The sequence below is a fragment of the Vibrio harveyi NBRC 15634 = ATCC 14126 = KCTC 12724 genome, assembly GCF_001591145.1.
Classification (GTDB): Bacteria; Pseudomonadota; Gammaproteobacteria; order Enterobacterales; family Vibrionaceae; genus Vibrio; species Vibrio harveyi.
Window position 1 is genome coordinate 1 of sequence record NZ_BCUF01000028.1, and the last position, 20,994, is coordinate 20,994.

Genomic DNA, 20,994 nt, shown 5'->3' on the forward strand with positions numbered 1-20,994 from the left:
ACCATTAATCCAGTGAATGACGCCCCAGAATCTACGCCAACAACTGTGACTCTGAATGAAGATGCGCAGGGCGCAGATGTATTGCTTGATTGGGCATCTTTCGGTGTGACGGATGTGGATTCTGCAGACGCTTCACTATCGATTCAGATTACCTCGCTGCCGACTGATGGATTGCTTGAGTATAAAGACGCTCAGGGTGATTGGCAGGCTGTTCAAGCAGATCAAGTTCTCGATAAGTCGCAGTTTGACGCTGACGGTGTGAGATTTACTCCGGAGACAAACGAGTCTGGTGATAGTAGCTTTGGCGGTACCAATGTTGGTGACCAATCTGGTCATTATGCTCAAATTGGCTTTAAACCAACAGATGGTCAGAACGAAGGTCAAGAATCGACGCTAACCATTGATGTTACCCCTGATGCTGATGCGCCAACCTTGAGCACCGTAACGCCAGGCTTGTCGGTACCTCTGCAAGAGTTCAATGTTACGTCTTGGAACAACGTCGTAGTGGGTTCTGGTAATGGGCTAGGTGTCACAGGTCAGGTTCTTATCAATGCAATTGATGCTCTTGATTCTGCTAACGGTAATCAATCCACAACTTCGAATGTGCAAGATACGTCGTCTTATGCGACAGCCGCAAATGAAGCAGTACTTGTGACAGGATTGGTTTACCTAGAAGCGGGTACAAGCTACGACTTCACTGGTCGCGCGGACGATAGCCTTGCAATCACAGTTGGTGGGTCATTGGTCGATGAAGCTCGTTGGGGTAATGCTCAAGGTACAATTACGGGTGGTGCATTCGTACCTACTGTTTCTGGATTCTATCCGCTAGAGATTTACCATCACAATCAAAGTGGTCCGGGTAACTTCAACGTCGATGTTTCTATCAATGGTCAAGCGCCAGTTAACCTAAGCAATAGTAACTTGGTTGTGGTTAGTGATGTTAACGCGTTAGACGCGACTGATATCAGAACCTCTGCACTACAAGAAGTGAATGGTGTTGAAGTCTACGAGACCTACCAAGTAAACGAAGGTCCTCAAGATACTGCGATTCCTCTATCTGAAATTAGAGCAAATCTAAATGATACTGACGGCTCAGAATCGCTTGAAGTGACATTGAAAGGTATTCCTGTAGGCGCGGTGATCTCGGATGGCACTAACTCAATTACTATTGCTAGCGCGGATGCGGTAGATGTAACCGGATGGGCGCTAGACGGACTGACGGTGACTCCTCCTGCAGGTTCTCATGATGATTTCACTATCACGGTAACTGCGACAGCAACAGAAGAGTCTAATGGTGATACTGCTGACTCTACGGCGACGATCAATGTAGTTGTGCATGAAAACTTGCCAACGAATACAGCAAGTGATGTTGTTACAACAGACGAAGATCAGCAGTTACAAGGTAACGTCCTGCTGAATGATTCAGATGGTGATAACGTTCTACTGGTTGACCATATCACGGTTAACAACACTGATTATGCGGTTGGTCAGACGGTATCGCTGAGCAACGGCACGCTGGTTGTGAACCAAGATGGTAGTTACACGTTCGACCCAGTAAAAGATTGGTCAGGTGACGTACCGACAATTACGTACACGACAAATACTGGAGCGACAGAAACACTAGATATTGACGTCGTAGCGGTAGCAGATAAGCCAACAATCAGTATCTCTGTGGGTGATATGTCGAAAACCGACGCGGTTGAGTCTAATCACAGCTTGGTAACATCGGCAACAAACAATACGCCGGCTCAGAACAAAGTCATCGCAGATGCAATTGGTTTAGATGGCGTTCAACAAGGAGTGAATCCGGTCGCGAATGTAGCCTTGGGTAGTAACAATGACACTTCAGATACTGATTCGTTATTTGTCGGTACAAATTACAACGACACCTTCTATGGTGGCGCTGGTGATGATGTCTTTGTCGGTGGTCGTCAAAATGACTCTTTCTACGGTGACGATGGAAGATCTACAACGCAATATGATGGTAAAGACACGGTTTACCTAACTGGTAACTTCAGTGACTACCAGTTTACGTTTAAGAACAACCATAGTGGCCAAGTTCCGTATTGGATCTTCCTAGATAAGCGTTCAATCGATTCAGAAAATGACAATACGGGCTTTGAGGACCGTGGTGATCACCTGTACGAAATCGAGCGCGTTGTCTTTGCGGATAAGGTGATTGAGATAAATAAAGATGGCACTTACGAGGTTCTACAAGATCGCTGGGTGCCGATTGAAGTGGATGTTGACTTAGCTGACACTGATGGCAGTGAGTCATTAGCTCAAACTGTCCTTGTTGATGGTCTACCTGATGGTGTTGAGTTGTACGTCAATGGTCAAGCCGTTGCGGAAGAGCCAAGCGGTGGCTATATCGTGAACCTCGATGCTCAAGGCCAAGCTAACTTTGATGTAAAAGTACCGTACGATTTTGAAGGTAGCCTGGACTTCCCATTAAGTGTCACTGCAACATCGATTGAGTCATCAAACAATGACCAAGCGACTGAGACCGAATCGGCTCGAGTTTCAGTTCGCGATTACGAATACGTTACTGGTACGCACGGTGATAACGATATTACCGGTACAGCTGATGACGACATTATTGTTGGTGATGTCCAAGGTCTGCAGATTGTTGAGGGCGAGGATTACAACATTGCTTTTGTTCTAGATACTTCAGGCAGTATGGGGTATGACGTAGGTAAAGCAGAGGCTGAGATTCAAACGGTTCTTGATACCTTGATCAGCAGTGCTACCGGTTCTCATTCGGGTAAAGTGAATGTCTTGCTAACAACGTTTGCAACGAATGATAAGTTGCTGTTGGAAGTTGATTTGAGTGACCCAGACGCTTCAACGAAAATCGCGACTGCATTTGCAAACAATAGAGACAATGGCAGTGGTAACACAAACTATGAAGCTGCATTTGATTCAGTGCTAGATTGGTTTGCAGGTAAAGATAGTGATGCAAATAACGTCACATACTTTATCTCTGATGGTACGCCGAACCAAGCTGACCACAATAGCGCTTATGATTTGGCTTCGATGACTAATGTGGTGATTGGTGCTGAAAATGGCAAAATTATTACTTTGGGAGACGTGTTACCAAGCGATTATCAACGTGGTGATGTTGTGACTTACAACAACCAAACGGTTATTGCGAGCAACACAGAGGTTTATTCTTTGTCGACTGGCGACCGCCTTGGCTACATGTACAGCAACACGGGTTACTATGACTACAGCAATAGTGTTACCGCTCAAGCTGATAATATGTACAAAGCATTGGAAGAGTTCAGTGAAGTGCATGCGATTGGTCTTGGTAACAACTTGGACGCAAGCACACTCGAAAACTACGACTCAGACAATACAGTGCGAACCAACATTGATGTTTCACAGTTGGCTGAAGTTATCCTTGGTAAGGAAGTCGCTCTGCTTCAAGGTAGAGATGACATCGATAGTCAAGCTGGTGACGATATTATCTTCGGTGATGCAATTCGATTTGGTTCTAGTGATGAACAAGGTGTATCTGCATTACAAGAGTATGTTGCTGGTCAATTAGGTAAAGATGTTGGTCTTGTTACCGAGAAAGATGTTCATAACTACATTACTGACAACCAAGCTGAATTTGAGCAATCTCGTTCAAGCGACCGAGCGGATAACCTGTCTGGAGGTGAAGGCAACGATATCCTATTCGGGCAAGGTGGCTCAGATACGCTGGACGGCGGTATAGGTGATGACATCCTGATCGGTGGTTTGGGTAACGATATCCTTACCGGTGGTGATGGTGCAGACATCTTCAAGTGGGTGGATGTTGCAAATGAGACAGATACAGTAAAAGACTTCAATGCAAACGAAGACTCTCTTGATTTCTCTGACTTGTTCGAGGATCTATCTAAGGATGAACTTGGTTCGTTACTGGATGATCTGAAGTCGGGCGATCACACTGGCGATGTTGGCAATTACCATGTGGAAGTTACGCAAGATGGAGCAACAGACTCTAACTTGAGTATCTCTAAAGGTGGAACGACATTAGATATCCATTTTGATGGAGCAAGTGTTGATGACGTCACTTCACACCTGATTGCAAGTCTGGATTCTCAACTTAAAGATATGTAATCAAACCAACTGAAGGTATGAAAAAAAGGTCTAGCGTAATGCTAGACCTTTTTTGTTTTCAGTCAGGTATAAGCCTTTATTGGCGTTTTCTGTGTTTTACTACAAAGTGTAGATGTCATGCTCTCGAAGCAGGTACAACGCGAAGCAAGCTGCGAGCATTGGCCACGCAGCAAAGAACAGCAGGTTGTTAAATGGGTCTAGGTATTTAGCAAACGAAGAAAAGGTTGAGCCAGCATGTAAAACTAAAATGGCGAGGTAGGTTATATTTTTCCATAAGCCAGCGACAAAAATCCCAATAAATACTAATTGGGCAAGCCCCATCGCGACAGAGATTCCACTTGAAATGTCTAAACCATAAAAGCCGGCAAATACTTTCATTGCGTGTTCTGGAACAAAGACTTTATCTAGTGCCCACATAATAAACACCAAGGCGATACTTAATCGCAATGCTAATAATCCTAGTCCTAATTTAAGTGGCAATGTTTCTTTCATTTGGAGTCCTTTAAAGAGTAACGAATAAGTTCTCAATGGCAGACCGCGGTTTTTCTTATCTGATTACAACGGGATATGTAAATATTCGTGAATTGGTTATCTTGAGAAGCAAGTCCGTACAGGGTAATCCCGCTTGAGCACTAAAAGTGCGATGAACAAAAAAACCGACAGAGTCGAATTCTGTCGGCTTTTGATTTACTGCGGTTTACTTAACGGACAAATACTCAGAAGGGGATTTGTCTGGTTTTGGTAGTTTCATTGCCGCTACGGCGTTGAAGCCTGCTTGTGTTAAGCCACCAGAGTAATCAACACTGCCATTTGGTAAGTTGGCTTTAGTTTCTGATGGGTTCCACTTGCGGAAGTAATCCGTCAAATCGTACTGGGTTAAATAAGACGTACACGCCATCAGCAAATCGCCTTGGCTTAACTGGCTGCTCTGCGTTGAACAGTAGTTAATGCCTTGGTCACCAACACTGTCACCACGAGCTTTGCGGTGAGCCAACTTGAAGAAGTTCCAACCCTGATCTTCACCAAAAATGCTTGGTTTAGATGCTTGATTAGAGTACCAAGTGTCGATGTTAAAGTGATCTTCTGCCCAAAGCTTCAACTGACCGAACATGGCTAAGCGCATACCGACATCTGCCTCACTCCAAGCGTGACCTTCAAAGCGGTCTAGCCATAGAGGTGACTTAGATAAGTCACTTGCGATGCGGTCCATGTATGGCTTCGCTTCGCGTTGCTCCTGCATGTATAACGCAAGAATGTTGTTGGTCACCTCGGTTGAGCCAGCTACCATAAATGGTGCTGATGCTAAGTTATGACCCACTTCGTGCCATAGCAACCAATCATTCGTTGGGTTCGTTGGAACCACTGTCCATGTCGGCCAGTAGCTGTTGCTTTGTACTGGGTAACCAGAGTGTGCTGCACCAATAGAGATTTGCACATCATTCACAAAGCGGTGTCGGTTCGCTAAGAGAGCATCATAGGTAAATCGACGATGCTTGCCATCTTCCGTCACCTGATCGCGTCCGTAAAAGTCGCTTGCATGATTTGCGAAGGCATTCAGTTCATCAGCGAATTTAGGTACATCAGTTTCCTGTACGTTGTTGACAGGAGTGGTGTAGATGAAATGACCAGAATCGATTTCGGCAAGTGGTACGTCAGCATTGATGTTGTTTACCCATTTGCCATCTTTCCACCAAGATGCTTGTAGTACGCCGTTAAAGTTGAATGTCACCACGTCACCTTGAGCTGTTTCAAGAGGCTGGATGTAAATCAAACCACCATAAGGGACTTTAAAGGTTAATTGCGCCCCGTCATATTGGAAGGTCTTCTGAACGCGAGGTGGACGTTTCAAACTCAACTCATGATTCGCGCGCCCTGTCAGATCATCAACTAACGCCACGTTAATCGAAGCTTTTACGCCCCCGGAAATCGTCACATTTTCAAGTTGTGGAGCCCACAAACCTGTCGATTGCATACTGCCAGCGGTGCCAATTACGGTTTTGTTGTTAGTGTGAATATCGACACTAGCCGAACTTCCAGATTGCAATGGTCGACCTGGGTAGCCTGTCGTATCAACACTGATGTCTAAATCCCAGTATGAGCGACCTAGCATCATGCGAGTTAACGGTTTTTCCATCCAGTTTAGTGGGTAAGAAGGGTTAAGTTCGCCTGATTCTGTAATCATTGACCATTTAGCTAACTGCTCTTGTGTCTCTTGCCCACATGCACTTCCGCCTTGGTGAGTGTTATTGGTGTAACAGTTCAGTATTTCGACTGCGCGTTTGAAGCCAAGCTCGTCTTGTACGTCCTGTTTATACTCGTACTGTTCGTCATTCCATAGCCAAACTGATAGGTTGTCGTAAGTTGATGTTAACTCCGCTTGCGACAAGCGTTCACCAATCTCACCTTTACTACGGTAGTAAAGCTCGTGAGAGAATAAGCGATCAATGTTTGCACCTAGGTTTGCAGCCTTGACCATACTATCGACGACTTCAGGACTCATTTCGTAGCGAGTGAAGTCAGGACGGTGGTGGTTACCTCGGCTCGGAATACCATGACCTTTACGTACTTCAATACAGTTAACTTCGTATTGGTATTCGTCCTTACACAATGGCACGCCAGTGAAGTTCTTTTGCAGTTCCGCGATGGCTGTTTGTTTCTCTTGCTCAGATTTCACCATGTGGAAGGCATAGCGCTGTTGCTCTTGGTCGCCAACAGTTACCTTGTACAACGGAATCTCAAGCGTTGGCATGTCGATATTACCCGGCCATGTGACGGTGCCATTGTCATTGATTTCAATTTTTGTGGTATCGGCATAACGCTCATAAACCACAAGATCGAATTCCGCCACTGTGTGTAGGTTAGGGACGTTTGGACCCGATGTACTATGACACCAGTAGCTATCTGAACAAAGAGACTGGAAGGTCTTCGCAACGTTTGCACCACCTACAGAGACGCCAGCGGCATCAGCTAAACGAGCGATAGGCTCAGGATTACTTGCCTCTAGAGCATCAAAGAAGATGATGTTGCCGCCGTTGTTTACATATTCGATCAGCGCTGTGACGTCATCTGCATCCAACTTAGGCTGTTGAATATCAGAAACGACGGACTTGGTATCATAGCCATCGGTTTTAATCTCATAAGATTGAAGCAGTAATAGCGGAGTCGTCGTTGCATCAAGAGTGCTGAATGAACCACTATTTAGCAATTCCATATCACCAAGTTGGTAGCTTGGGTTAACGAAGAAGTCGTAGATTTGACCCTCTTTGCGATCCGAACGGAAAGCGTGCCCCTTGCTGATGTTTGTCGCAATGGCAATCGAATCTTGTGATGCGTTTGGTACTAGCCAATTGATCAAGTTGCCGAACATCTTTTGCATGCTGCCGTTGTCGGTACGAGTATCTGCGTCTTGAGCAACTTGGTTGTGTGGCGTGCTGTAGCGACATGTTTGTTTCTCGCTTTCAATGCCCAAATCTGCGCCTGCCCAGTAGTTTTCTGGACACGAGAAAATAGAGGTGTACATCGCGTTACCCAAGAACACTACTTTACCTGAACCAATCATACCCGCGGTCATGGTTGGTAAATTGAAGGTCGCTGTTTGTTTCGAGATTTTTTCCGGACGCTGCATCTTGACTGTCGATGTCTCATCAATGGTCGTCGCATCTACGATGTAAGCTTTCTTGTCTTTACCTGAGCCACGTGTCCAAGCGGCCTCTTCACCAAAAGGAAGCCAGTAACTGTTGTCATTACGTGGCATTAGCACAGGGAATGCTTCATTGGTTAGGTTGAAGTTACGCATTGCACGCGTATAACCAGAACCGCCCCAACCATGGTTATCATGGAAGATGTGCACGCTATCCACGCCTGCATAAATTTGATGCAGAGATTGCGTTACATAATTGCTCCCTGTAGCGCGAACGGTACGCAACATAGGTGCCGCAAAGCCTGACCACTGTGGTGCTTGTTTCAACTGTCCATCGATGATCTGCGTTAAACCTTGGCTAAACTGTGCAGCAAACTCGTTTGGCGTCGTGAAGTTAGTACCTTCAATCTTTGCGCCGTTTGGTAAGCTAAGGTTGATCAGTTCATTGATTACGTTAGGGTACTGCGCAAATACCTGACGAACGTTATCGTTGATCTCAATGTTGCTGTCAGTCTGAATACCATAACGACGAACAAACGCCTCTAGGTTTTGTTTTACCAACGGATTGTCACTTAAATCCGCAAGTTGGTAATTTACCTTGTTACCTTTAACTTGCCCGAGTGTGAAGGTATCGATACCAAAGATCAGGTTCTCGCCCCATAGGTATTCAAACTCGCCGTTTGCATCTGTCATACCACGGGCAGAGTGGCTGAAGAACTCAACACCTGCAAGGGGGTGGCCTTGCGAGTCCGTCAAGCGACTTGTCGTTAGTGGTTTGTTTGCAGCGCTTGGCTTGTATTCATAAGTTGCTTCGGCGTTGGCAGAAACAAACGACCCGGTTAAGTTGTTACTTGCACCTGGGGTGACTTCTGGCTGAAGCTCTGGATCAACGTGTGCGCTTGGTTGCTCACCCTCATTCGCGACACTTGGATTGAGAAACTCATCAATCGCCGCTTGATCTTCGCTTAGATACAGGTCTTGGATATCGTAGCTGTTGATTTCATCTAAACACACTTGCGTATCTTGAGTAGTGCATGTGTCGATCTTGTTTAACAGCTTAGTGGCATTACCTGCGTGTTTACCTAGCACATCTTTAAGATCATACGCTTGAGTTAACTCAGATGGTTGTGAACCTTCACGTGTTTGTTCTGGCACTAGGTAGTTGAACGTACCTAGAGTAATACCACCAAATTGACAGGTGAATGTGCCTTCAGAGGCGGTATAAGTGAAGTAGCCTGACTCACTGATATCCTGACCATCACACTCAAGATCACCGGTTAACTGTTTACTATGAATAAACAGTTTACCTTGATACGTGGTTACACCGATATCTGGTTGATCTGGCGGTAAATCAGGTTCAACAGTCGGTGGCGTGGTATTTGTTGAGTTGTTGCTTTCATCGCCACCGCAGCCAAACAGCAGCGAAGCGACAAGGATTGAAAGAAGACTTCGTTTCAAAGACTAAACCCTTATGAAGTGCCATCGTCATTTGGATGGCGAGTTGGTTGAGAGTTACTTTATTTTAAAGCTCAGAGCTATCGAGATTATGTTGTTAAGTAATTAACTTTTAGTAAGTTTTTAGGGCTCGATAAATGCGCGCGCATTCTAGTTTTAAAAGCGGCAGGAGGGAACAAAAAGATTAGCTTTGTATTGAACAAATTTTCACAACTGAGGGTGGGATTCACAGAATGAATAAGCCTAGTGGTTAGTTGGACTTTCTTTTCTGCAAAAATAGCGTACAGTTTGCTGGTTTTTCACTGAAATCATCCGATCATGACCAACGCAAAACTCCTTCTTATTCGTGGTTTACCAGGCTCTGGAAAGACAACGCTTGCTAAGAAATTGTCCAAGCAGCTCAAAGCGAAACACTTTGAAGCTGACATGTATTTTGAGAATGAAATTGGAGAATACGTTTTTGATTGTACCAAGCTAGCGGATGCCCATGAATGGTGTTTTCAACAAACCCGTAAGTGGCTTAATAAAGGTAAGGTGGTGATTGTCAGCAATACCTTTGTTCGTCATTGGGAAATGAAGCGCTACCTAAAGTATTGTGAGAAAAAGCAAATTGAAGTGGAAGTGCATGTGTGTCGTGAGCAATATCAAAGCATTCATGATGTGCCATCAGCGACGATCGAAAACATGCGTCGCCAATGGCAAGAATAACGTTTTAACCTCTTTTGGTCTCAAGAATACTACTGACCCCTGCCATCGATCATGACAACCAGTGTTTTGCTCATAATGGCGATGTCCATCGAAATCCACGAGTAAAATGAGCTTAGGCTCAATGCGTAGCTGTGGTCGAAGCCGACTTTACGGCGAACATCCTCAATACATGAGTCGTAGCCTTGATTGACTTGTGCTAACCCTGTGATGCCTGGTAGAACACCGTAAGTGCGTTCAACAAAGTAAGGAATCTCATCTTCTAGCTTTTGGTAAAAAGCAGGGCGCTCAGGACGAGGACCAATCAACGACATTTCACCTTTTAGCACATTGAATAACTGTGGCAGTTCATCTAAGCGTGTCTTACGTAAGAATCGACCGACAGGTGTGATTCTTGGATCATTCTCTGAAGCCCATACCGCGCCAGAACGTTGCTCGGCATCGACATACATAGTGCGAAACTTCATGATTTCAAACAGCTCCATCTTGTCTGGTGTACAACGACCCACACGAAGCTGACGATAAATGACAGGTCCTTTTGAGTTGATCGTGATTGCCATTGCAATGATTGGCATGGCTGGTAGGGATACAAGCAAAATAAGCATTGAAACCACAACATCGAAAGCGCGTTTTGCTAAATGAATATTTGAGTCATAACGTGAAGTCTTCATGATACTTTCCTTATTGATTAACGCGCTTCCAGCGACCATTTTCCATTCCTAGAAGATAACGAAGCCCGCCTGCGAAGTTTGCTATGTGTCCGACTACTATGTAGTTGATCAACTTGAATGGCTTAAACAAATTGAACGCTGGGATTAAATAAGTGATGAGAGTGATTGAGTAAACGGCTAACTGCGCTACGAGTAGAGCTTGAAACGTAGGGTATTCCATCAACAATAACGAACTCACGAAACACATGATCATTAGGTAAGGAGTCGCAAGACGCAGTACCTTTCCTGATAAAAATGCAAATGCAGTGCCACGATAGCGGGGTAACAGCAGCTTTTTAAGTTTCAAGAACTGCTGCATATTGCCTGCAGAGATGCGTAGACGTCGTTTGAAGTCAGAGTTATCAGAGCTTTCTTCTAGCTCAAGAGCCAGCATCCTAGGTTCATAAATGGATGCATAACCTTGTAGTACGATACGCATTGGTAAAATGAAGTCATCGTTAATGATCTCAGGTTCGAGCGGCGTGAACAGTTTGGTTCTAAATGTATAGAACGCGCCGTGAGAACCAATGGTTGAGCCAATCAACGACTCTTTGTATTTCACATTAGATTGGTACTGCCAGTAAGCTGCTTCACCTTGGTTTTGTGTCGCCATGATTTGATAAGTCGCATTGACTACACCGATATTCTCATTTTGATAGTGTTGGCTCGCTAGCAGTAAGGAATCACAAGAGACTAGGGCAGAAACATCACTAAGGACGGTAATCTCAGTGGTTATGTTTTTCATTTCAGAGTTGATGAGCGTCACTTTGCCACGATTGATTGCGTGGTCTCGAATGATGAATAAAGTGTCAGCACAGATCGCTTCTTGAATGGTGTTCTGTGCTATCTCTGCTGTGTTGTCGGTGCATCCATCACAAGCAATGACAATCGTTAATTTATCTCGCGGATAGTCAAGGCTTGCAAGGTTTCGGATCTTTTCTGCGATCCATTGTTCTTCGTTGTAGGCAGGTACAACGATTGTCATCGTAGGTAAGATGCAGTCGTTTTTGGATGCTTTGTAACAACGCTCTTTTACCGTTGCTTTCTTCGCTACCTTGCGCTGTTCACGACGTGTTGAAAGCCAGTTCAGAACAAGAGGGTAGCCAACGTGATGGTAGACAATTAATAGCGCAGACAAAACGAAGCCAGTGGTCCAAAGTAAATCAATCATAAGTCCTCTCCTTGAGCTAACATCGCGTAGCGGTTAACCATATTGCGGATATCGAAATGCTTAAGAATATGGGCTCTAGGCGAACGCGGTATTTCTAATAAATGCTGTGACAATGCATCCGCTAGAACGGGAACTTTATTTGGCTCAACCAATGCGCTTGTTTGTGGGCATAGCGTCTCTTTTACCGCACCAACATCACTAGCAATGCAAGGGACGCCGCAGGCTTGTGCTTCTAAGGTTGAAAGTGGAAAACCCTCTTGAAGTGAAGGTAGACAAAAGACATTTAAGCTTTGGTAAAAGTGCGGCATGTCACTAACCAAGCCCAAGAACGTTACTCTGTCTTCCAGTCCCAAAGTGCGTACCTGCGCTTCTAATAGCTCTCTTTGGCTGCCGCTTCCTGCAATAGCAAGGTGTGTATGTGTTGGTAGATGTGAGAAGGCTTTGATTAGGATCTCTTGCCCCTTAACGGCTTCTAAACGACCTGCTGTTCCGACAATGAACTTATCAGTGGGAAGCGAAAAGCGCTCACGGGCTTGGTTTTGATTACCATTGGTGAACTTTTCACAATCAATCCCATTATGAATGGTGCTGACTCGAAGATAGCCTAGCTTGTTGGTTATTTGGTCAGCGACAAACTCAGCGTCTGCAACAACTTGGGGGCGAAGACTCTTGAGTAATACTGTTTGTAATCTAGCTGCTTTTTGGTTGTTTAAGTGCCAAGCATCATGCTCCGTGTGGATTAAGGTTTTAATGCCTAGCAATCGTGTCGCAATCCCGCCATACAGCAAGGGACCGATATGGTGAGTATGAACCACATTTGCGTTGAGTCTTTTGAGTATATGTTTCAATGCTCGGAGTGTGGTTAGGCTAAAACCTGGCGCTTTATCGAGAAAGCAAAGTTGGTCTCGGTAATCCAACAACTTGCTCCAATGACGAAGTGCAACCGTTTTGTTCCCCTCAAGACTGACCACAAAAACGGAGTCTTCTGCTTTAGCAAAACGAAGCATCTCTAGTACCAGAGTTTCTAATCCGCCGGGGGCGAGATGTTGGACGACGTGTACAATCACATTGCGGTTCTTGGTTGATGTTCGAGTGTCTGAGTTTTCCATTCCTGAGTCCTCGATATATTTGTTTTTCTACATGTTGATTTGTGCACGCTATGTGCCAAAAATTAAAGTAATTAAAAACAACAAGTTAATGATTTGGACGTGCTGAACATCAAAATGAGAAAAGAATATTCTCATTTTGAAATTCAGAATTCGCGGATGAAAGAAATTCCCAGTTAATTGCTTGATTTAATGGGAATGGGGATGAGAAAGCACTCAACGAATGAGTGCCTTCACATGATGCTGAAATTTAAAATTCTGGCTAGAAGATTACTTTAGGGATAGTGGTAATCACGGGGACGCCCAGGTGTTTTTCAAGGGATTTTCGTGAGCGAATCGAGTTATCTGCCAGTTCCGCAATGGTTGCTAATCCGATGCCTAATCCAGCACCACCAATGAACCCTAAGATAACGAACATAAAAGCGGGTAAATTGGTTGGAATTGTGGGAGTGTAAGGCTCATCAATGACTTTCACGCGTTTATTTTCTTCAAATACACCCAAAGAACCGGTGAGTTGGGCCATTTCATAACGTTCAACCAGTTCTTCGTACAATTGGCGTTTGACTGTCACATCTCTTGCCAGTCGATTGATTTCAGTTGCGGTGCTACCAAATCGATTCGCATTGGTTTCTAACTCTTGAATCATGCTTTGCAGACTCGCTGTCTCTTCTTGAAGCGATTCATATCGACCGCGCATGATTTGCAATTGATGGAGCTGAGAAACAAGCAGAGGTTGCGCATCACCGATATTGCTTACCGTTGCGGTGCTGGCGATATCCCAAAGCTGGTTACTGTTCATCTCAGGTTGTTTTGAGTTGATTAGAACGGCGCGCTCTTGTTCTAGGCGATTCAATTCTCGCAATTTACCTTGAACCATACTGTGCGCTTCAGTGTACTTGGCACGAAGTAGGGTTAGTTCACTGCGGATCTCGATGATTTGCTCTTCAATTTTACCAATCACTGGGTTGGTCTTAGAAAGTTGTTGGTCCAAGCTACCTAAGCTGCGTTTTACACCAGCCAGTTCCGCTTCTTTCTCTGCCAATGTCTGCTTTAGGCTCGCTAAACGAGTCAGGCTTTGTGCCTGCATCTCTGGTGTTGCGTGCGAATAGGCGTTTTTGTATTCGGCAAAGGCTTGCTCGGCTTTATCCAGTTCCTCACGACGTTTATCAATATGTATGGTAAGAAAGTGGCTTGAGTCTTTAATCGAAGATCGCTCTGGGGCAAGAAGTTGTTCTACAAAATGATCGCTGACGGAGCCAAGTATATCTTCCATACCTTCAGACTTACTGCTGGTTAACTGGATTTGAATGAAGTCTTTACCAAGCTGTTGCACCGTGAGGCGATTGGCAAGCTCTTTAATGATGGACTCTTGTTCTTTCGGTCCCATGGTGTCATCAATCAAGCCTTGTTCTTGAGCAACCGAATACAGCACATGACGGCTTTTCAATAGGGTACTTAACGCGCTCAAGCGATCTTTCAGCATGGTTGAGACGGCAAGATCTTCGAGGAAGGGATTCATCTTGGCTGTTTCTTGAATCAGCATACTAGTGTGTGCCACATATTTCGTTGGCATCATTTTACTGACGACAAAGCCTAAGATAGGCAATACCAACATAGGAATAACAATCAGATAGCGACGTCGCCATGCGCCATGCAGTAATAAGGTGATGTTGTCTCTTAAATCGTTCATAACGCCCTCACTAATCGCTCAACTTGACGTGCTCTTGATTGCCAACTTTGTTGTTGGATGATCGAGAGTGAACCCTCTGGTGGTGGGAGTAAGTGATTCAGGCTCGCACGAACATCATCCACATCCGTTACAACATGCAACATGTGTTGGTAGGGCTTAAGTGCTGGGAAAGCCGTACTGATGACCGGTGTTCCTGTGGCGAGGTATTCCAATAGTTTAAGTGGATTACAGGCTTGAATCTGTGCGTTATCGACGAACGGTAGCCAACTCGCATCCCAATGTTGTGAGTAGCTAGGTAAATCTTGATGTGCTCGCGGACCTAGGTAATGGATATTGTTTCGTTGTGGTAATGGGTTGTGAGGAAATTCATTTGGACCAATAAAGACCAAATCCCAATCCTGGGCTTGATCGGCGACTTGTTCTATTAAACGGTAATTCAACCATTCTGATAGGCTGCCGTAAAAACCCAGTACCTTACGACCATTGTTTGGCATATCTTGCGCTTTCGCCGTTGGCTCTGAAAACAAACTGAAGTCCACACCATGCGGTAGAGTCACGGTTTTCTCTTGCGGAAGCTCCGCGGCAAGCTTATCGCTGGCAGCCAAAATAAGGTCTGCGTTCTCAATCAAGTCAGCTTCATGTTCCAAAATGGTTCGATGATCGACACCCGCGAGTGCGCCAAAGTCATCACCACAGTAATAAACAATGCCTTTGGTACTCATTTCTCGACAAATATCCACAGCGGTAGGCAGTGACGTCCAAAAAACGGCATGTTGAAAGCCGAGTTCATTCAGTTTTTTGCTCAGTTGATGTTTCATCATTTTTGTCGCGATGTTACGTGCCCATTTAGATTTGGGAGCAGGGATCGTCAGCAAAGTGATGGTGTGGATGTTTGAGACATCCTCTCGGCCGAAAGGCGTTTGAACCTTGTCTTGTTGTTTGAATGATCCAGTCAGTTTGGTGACGAGGCGTTTAGCGTCTTTTGGTGTGAACTTTGGTTGTCTTAAGCCGATCGAGTTGACCCAAAGAATACGATGGTTGTTCGCTAGGTGCTTTATCAGATGTTGAGTGGAAGATGGCAAGCCGCCGAAGTCTTCTCCAAATACTACGATATCTGTCATCGTTCTCTCCTTGAGCCAATTGATTTGTTGTTGTTACTCAAAGACGTATCACGATGCGTGCCAAGGGGCTAAGTTTCATTAAAACAATAGGTTAGGTTGTTTCTTAATTTAAGAGGGTGATGGTTTCTCATTTTGACAATCAGTTTGAACGATGCGATTTATCACTATAGTTAATGCGGCAAGTATGTAAATCGGCCAAGTGAAGCCTTGGGTGAGGAAGGTCCCTGAGACTATGGTGCCAATAAGTCCGCTCAATACGGCGTTTGCACCTACAGAAAGCGTGAAGTGGGACTTTTCAGTCAGAAGTGAGATTGAACTTAATGACGTTTTGACCAGAGAAACAATCAGAGTAATGAAAACCGCTAAACCAACAAAACCGGTTTCAGCCAGTACACCAAACCAAGTACTGTGCACCGCGTGGTTAATGCCATCCCAATGCGGGCTATAGAAGAAGTAGTTGTAGTAGAAGTTCTCTAAACCAACGCCGGTTATCGGATTGTCGAGTGCCATTTTGAAAGCCGCTTCCCAAGCGTACAAACGTCCCATAGCAGAGGCATCAATACCGGCTTCTGCCGCGCCACCCGATGCTCGCCCAGAGATCCCAGCAACAGCATAAAGAATCAAAGCCGCGACCAAACCTAGAAAGACAACCAATGCCTTACTCTTGATGTGTTTGAACGCGAAATAGGCGAAGACTGACAGTGCTCCCAATAAGCCACCGCGGCTTTGTGTCTCAAGGATCGACATAAACAGGATGATACAAGTGAGCAGTGCAAAACCTCGCAACCACATGGACGATCGTTTCTCGACCAATTGGCTCACCGTAAAGGCGAGGGGGAACATCAAAACCAGCGCTAAGTCATTGGGGTCACCTAATACCGAGCCAAACGAACGACCAATCGACACACGCGTTCCTTCGACAATATCAATACCGTTGGTGGCGTTATAAAGAGCAACGAGTCCGACCAACAACCCAGCAACGATAATTGCTTTTGACATTTGTGCGAGCTGTTTGGGTGTGGTGATAAGCCAAGTGATCGCCAGTGTCATCACAATGATCTTCCAATACGTATTCTTAAACACGGTAATCGCGATGTCGCGCGCAGAGGCGAACACAATACCGATGATGACTAACGCCCAGAAGATGAACAGCCACTTTAAAGATGGATGCCAGAAGACCGATAGCTGACGACTGATCAATAGATGAAAAGATAACGCGCCAAGTGCACCTAAAGACAACAACAGCGGGATTTTGAAGTTGTAGATAACCGGAAACGCTTCGTGAATTCGAAAGAAAGAGAAGATGACAAACAAAGTCACTAGCCAAAAGGTTTGGTTGAGGACAAACAAGATGGCAAGCGGAGCAAAACAAATTGCGACAATTAAAATTGGATGCGGCATCACTAACCACGCTAAAGCGATGACCACAGTAACGGTTGTCGCAGCGATGATTTGGGTTGGTCTCACATCCGTGGCATTCATAACGTCACTCTTTTCGCTTCCGTTCTTAACCTCATCATAAGGTTATTGCGTGTTTCCTTAGACATGTATCGGAAGGCGATGCCAGCAAACAGTGTGCATGTCAGAATACAAATCACAATCGCACTTCCGATGGATTGAGTAGAGTAAAGCAGGAACAGTGCCACTCCTGAGATGATTTGTAATGCGACCATCAAACTTAGGTGGAAAGGCAGGTACATGCACTGTTGTCCAATCACGAACGTCATCGCCAGTTTGGTGAGTTGGGCATAGTAAAGCGCGATGAATACGCCATAGATACCAAGGGAAGAAAGCGAAAACAGAAGAGCAATTGCAACACCAGCGGCAACGACGTTAATTCCTAATAACCAACGAGTGCGACGTTTGTAAAGAATCGCGATGTTCAGCAGTTCACTCCATTCTTTTATCATGGCGATTGGTAGAAGGAATAATGTGTAAAGCGCAGCTTCTTGGTACGTTTCTGGTAAAAACTGGCTGATCATAATGAAGGCAAGCGTTGCGACCAACACCGTGAGTGCCGCAATATAAATTATACCGAAGTGAGAAATCCTAACGGCTTCTTTACCACGATTACGCTCCAGATACGCGAAGCGACGTGGCATCCACCACATACCGAATGGCTGAACCAAAATACACATGCCAATGGCAAATTTAACCGCAATTGCGTACACCCCAAGTGTTGCCAGTGAAGCATTAGCGCCGATGAACCAACGCTCAGCACCGTTCAAGCAAAACGCAACTAGCGCAGACATCATGACAGGGATACAGTAATGCAGGTGTTGTTTCGCGAGCGCTATGTCAGGCATGACGACTTTGTATTTATTGATAATGTGCAACCAGGTAAATTGGATTACGGCAGCAAGCAGACCACCAAGCAAGACAGAAATGACGTGTGGGTGAATCAATAAAGCGGCAACAATGAACACCACTTGAAGAACGGTGGCAGTCACCATCACGCTGAGAAGAGTTTTTGCTTTATCATCTTGCATGCGCAGCCAAGCAGTGCCGATACCAATCGCGCCTTCCAAGATAATTGCGAACATTAGCACGATAAATTCAAGCTGAGAAAATGGGCTAGGAATCGGGGCAGCTAAAATCGCAACCAGTAGAACCAAGCCAATCGTCGCCGCAATCCAAACGGAAAGCGAGTAGATCTGGTTGAGCATGGTCACTTTCTTCTTGCCGTCTTTCTCCACGCCGACAAAGCGGTATAGCGCTTCGTGCATTGCCATACTCGCAAGTAGCGCAGTAACGACACCAAAAGAGGTCAGTAACTCGAGTTTGCCCATTTGCTCTGGTGAGAGAAACTGAGGAAGCACTGGCAGCATAATTAAGCTGATGCTTTTGTTGATCACCAACGCAATGGCGAACAACGACATGTTGGTCATGGCTTTAGACATGGTCATATCCTTTGACGTTGTCACGCTTCTTTGCGTTTTGTTGTTCTTTGCTTGATGGATCTTTGCAAAGCTGCTGGGTAATAGAGAAGTAACAACGTTCCGCTGTATATAAGCGAGCAACGTGCAGTGCCTCTAACCCCATTGTCACTTTCAACCATGGCGATTCATTCAACAGAACAATTGCATTGTGCAGAGATGCGGCGTCTTTTGGTGTGTACTTGATGCAGTTTTTCCCGTGAGTTAGTACACGATCCCAGTAACTGTCATCATGAGGAATCACGACACACATACCAGCGGCTAACGCCTCTAAAATCGATAACCCAAATGGTTCGTTGTTACTGGTAGAAACAAACACACCGCATTGCGCGCGAAGTTCATCCAGGTTCTCTGGTGACTCATGCCATGAAATGTTTGATTGATTGAAATCTGGCTCAGAGCACTCGACGCCTTCGATGTTTGGTTTGATGTAGCAAATGGTTGCATTTAGGTGGCATGAGTCGTCCAGTTTCATCGCATCGAGCAATAAATCCACATTTTTCCATTTCAATAGACTTGCGGCCCAAAATACGCGATTAGAAATTGGGTTTGCTTGCTTTGGTGAGCGCTTTGAAGAAAGACCATTGACGAATGATGCAGTATTTAGAGTTGTCCAGTAGCGTTCAACGGCTGGCTTAGGCATTTTTAGGTAAGCCATAAGAGCATCAATCATAGAGGCGCGCGTGTTTGCGAGATAATGAATGGCAGCCGCTTTTACTAAGCAGTAGCCAGATGAGCGAGACACGCCCACAGGGCCATGCACCATTTGTACGATAGGTTTGCGATTGAATAGATGAAGCAAGTACATGGGCATGTCGTTGTTTGGTGAAGACAAGCCCATAAACCAATCGAGTTTCGGTAGTTTGAGCGTCACCAGAATCAGTTGAACTAGATAAAAGCAGTTCATCAGCCAATAAGCGATACCATGATGAGACGTGATTGGAGAGCGCTTGATTTTCAATACCTGTACGCGAGGATTTGAGCTGAGTGTTGAAATCCAATGTTCTGGATTTGTCGTTGCGATATAGCTAATCACGTCACGTTGGTCACACTGTTTAATCAACTCGGCGTTGGCAATTTTCGAACCGCCTTGCATTGTGATAGCGTCAAACATCAATACACGTTTCATGGTCAGCTCCTTAGTTGATGTTTAGCCAGCGCGAAATGGGTTTCATGCAGTGGGTGACGGGCATTGGTGTTGGTTCTCTCTGCAAGAGCTCATCGCGGTAAATGTCTTCAATCGCTTTGACTGAAGCAGAAACCGTCAGATGCTGATTCGCGTGTTGATGCGCATTCTCCGCTAACTTATTGCGTAGTGGCGCATCTTGAATCATCTGCTGAATTGCATTTAACAGACTCGCCATACCGTGATTGGCGAACAATAAGGCACTGTGGTTGTGCTCAAACAATTCCGGGATGCCACCTGTTTTTGGTGCGATGATTGGTAGCTTTGCTAGTGCCGCCTCACCAAGAACAAGACCAAACGCCTCTTCGTAAGCGCCACTGATGAAGGCATCTACGTTACCTTTCATCCAGTCTCCGGCGTTATGTTGTTCACCAACAAAATGCACACGATCCTCCACACCCAAATCTATGGCTAACTGCTTCAATGCGACACGTTCTTCACCATCACCAACAATCACCAAATGTGGATTATGTTGATGGTAGTTGTGCATACGCATAGCTTGGATTAAGCGGTCAAAGCCTTTGCGTTTAATGAGAGAACCAACCGAAATAAAGGTGAACGCTTGCTGGGGAATACCCAGACGATCTTTAACATTGATGGGTGCATCGTGACTCTCCAATGACACACCGTTATGAACGACATGAAGGTGTTCTTCTGGGTAACCATCTTTGAGAATCTCGTGACCCACATCTTTACTCACGCAAATCAATTTTGGAGAAAGGTGCAGACCCAGTGAGAAGCGGTCACGCAAGGTGTAGTGGCAGTGTAGTTGCGTCACCAAAGGGATGTGGTTCATACGAGCGGCTAGGCACATCCATTGGCACGGACCACCACTGTTTACATGGACAAGGTCAATGTTGTGCTTTTCGATCAATGCCGTGCCTTGTTTGATCAAATCGTTCCAACCGCTGATGTCCCAGCGAGGCGTGTTCCAACCTCCAACAAGGCTGAAGTTTGAATGTTCCGCTTCGACGCCTAGAGATTGGCATTTCTCAATCAAAGGTTCGCAGTTTGACCAAACAATCGGTTGATACTGGTCGCGGTCAATGTTTGTGATGAGGTCAAGCAATACGACTTCGCTACCGCGAATCCAGTTATCACCATAATGAACGTAAAGAATGCGTTTTGGAGTAGTCATCGTCGTTACCTCGGTTAGCCAATCTGTTT

General features: G+C 45.3%; 13 protein-coding genes. 2 read left to right on the forward strand and 11 right to left on the reverse strand.

From position 1 onward, the window contains the following. A partial coding sequence (locus tag VHA02S_RS15065; RefSeq protein WP_155725047.1) for a VWA domain-containing protein occupies positions 1 to 4,107 on the forward strand: 4,107 nt, incomplete at its 5' end. A 99-nt stretch (positions 4,108 to 4,206) separates the two neighbouring features. On the opposite strand, the gene VHA02S_RS15070 is transcribed toward VHA02S_RS15065, so the two are convergent. Both VHA02S_RS15070 and VHA02S_RS15075 read right to left on the reverse strand, forming a co-directional pair. Then, positions 4,207 to 4,599, reverse strand: coding sequence for a hypothetical protein (locus VHA02S_RS15070; protein WP_017190126.1), 393 nt, complete (start codon positions 4,597 to 4,599; stop codon positions 4,207 to 4,209). A 205-nt stretch (positions 4,600 to 4,804) separates the two neighbouring features. Continuing rightward, positions 4,805 to 9,205 carry an SslE/AcfD family lipoprotein zinc metalloprotease gene (locus tag VHA02S_RS15075; protein ID WP_038898096.1) on the reverse strand — a complete coding sequence of 1,467 codons (4,401 nt, stop codon included), beginning with the start codon at positions 9,203 to 9,205 and terminating at the stop codon, positions 4,805 to 4,807. A 315-nt stretch (positions 9,206 to 9,520) separates the two neighbouring features. Here VHA02S_RS15075 and VHA02S_RS15080 point away from each other — a divergent pair, with 315 nt between their 5' ends. Continuing rightward, positions 9,521 to 9,910, forward strand: coding sequence for an ATP-binding protein (locus VHA02S_RS15080; protein WP_038898095.1), 390 nt, complete (start codon positions 9,521 to 9,523; stop codon positions 9,908 to 9,910). Between the two features lie 29 nt (positions 9,911 to 9,939). Here the strand turns inward: VHA02S_RS15080 and VHA02S_RS15085 are convergent, their stop codons facing one another. The 9 genes from VHA02S_RS15085 to VHA02S_RS15125 form a co-directional block, all read right to left on the reverse strand. Beyond that, positions 9,940 to 10,578, reverse strand: a complete 639-nt coding sequence (locus tag VHA02S_RS15085; RefSeq protein ID WP_009701686.1) for a sugar transferase — start codon at positions 10,576 to 10,578, stop codon at positions 9,940 to 9,942. Between the two features lie 10 nt (positions 10,579 to 10,588). Beyond that, positions 10,589 to 11,788, reverse strand: a complete 1,200-nt coding sequence (locus VHA02S_RS15090; protein WP_005445910.1) for a glycosyltransferase family 2 protein — start codon at positions 11,786 to 11,788, stop codon at positions 10,589 to 10,591. After that, positions 11,785 to 12,897 carry a glycosyltransferase gene (locus VHA02S_RS15095; protein WP_038898094.1) on the reverse strand — a complete coding sequence of 371 codons (1,113 nt, stop codon included), beginning with the start codon at positions 12,895 to 12,897 and terminating at the stop codon, positions 11,785 to 11,787. Before VHA02S_RS15095 ends, VHA02S_RS15090 begins: the two co-directional genes overlap by 4 nt. A 259-nt stretch (positions 12,898 to 13,156) precedes the next feature. Continuing rightward, positions 13,157 to 14,584, reverse strand: a complete 1,428-nt coding sequence (locus VHA02S_RS15100; protein WP_038898093.1) for a GumC family protein — start codon at positions 14,582 to 14,584, stop codon at positions 13,157 to 13,159. Further along, positions 14,581 to 15,705: a glycosyltransferase gene (locus VHA02S_RS15105; RefSeq protein WP_038898092.1), complete on the reverse strand. Its 1,125-nt coding sequence runs from the start codon at positions 15,703 to 15,705 to the stop codon at positions 14,581 to 14,583. Before VHA02S_RS15105 ends, VHA02S_RS15100 begins: the two co-directional genes overlap by 4 nt. Positions 15,706 to 15,813: 108 nt before the next feature. Continuing rightward, the gene (locus VHA02S_RS15110; protein ID WP_038898091.1) at positions 15,814 to 17,187 is read right to left on the reverse strand and encodes an O-antigen ligase family protein; all 1,374 of its coding nucleotides are present in this window, start codon (positions 17,185 to 17,187) and stop codon (positions 15,814 to 15,816) included. Next, a complete protein-coding gene (locus VHA02S_RS15115) occupies positions 17,184 to 18,605 on the reverse strand; it encodes a lipopolysaccharide biosynthesis protein (RefSeq protein WP_038898089.1) in 1,422 nt (473 codons plus the stop codon). The genes VHA02S_RS15110 and VHA02S_RS15115 overlap by 4 nt, the downstream gene beginning before the upstream one ends. Beyond that, complete coding sequence (locus tag VHA02S_RS15120) at positions 18,598 to 19,770, reverse strand: glycosyltransferase family 4 protein (protein WP_038898088.1); 1,173 nt, start codon at positions 19,768 to 19,770, stop codon at positions 18,598 to 18,600. The genes VHA02S_RS15115 and VHA02S_RS15120 overlap by 8 nt, the downstream gene beginning before the upstream one ends. 10 nt (positions 19,771 to 19,780) lie before the next feature. Continuing rightward, positions 19,781 to 20,965 (reverse strand): glycosyltransferase, encoded by a 1,185-nt coding sequence (locus VHA02S_RS15125; protein WP_038898087.1) that lies wholly within the window; start codon positions 20,963 to 20,965, stop codon positions 19,781 to 19,783. Positions 20,966 to 20,994: the final 29 nt, after the last annotated feature.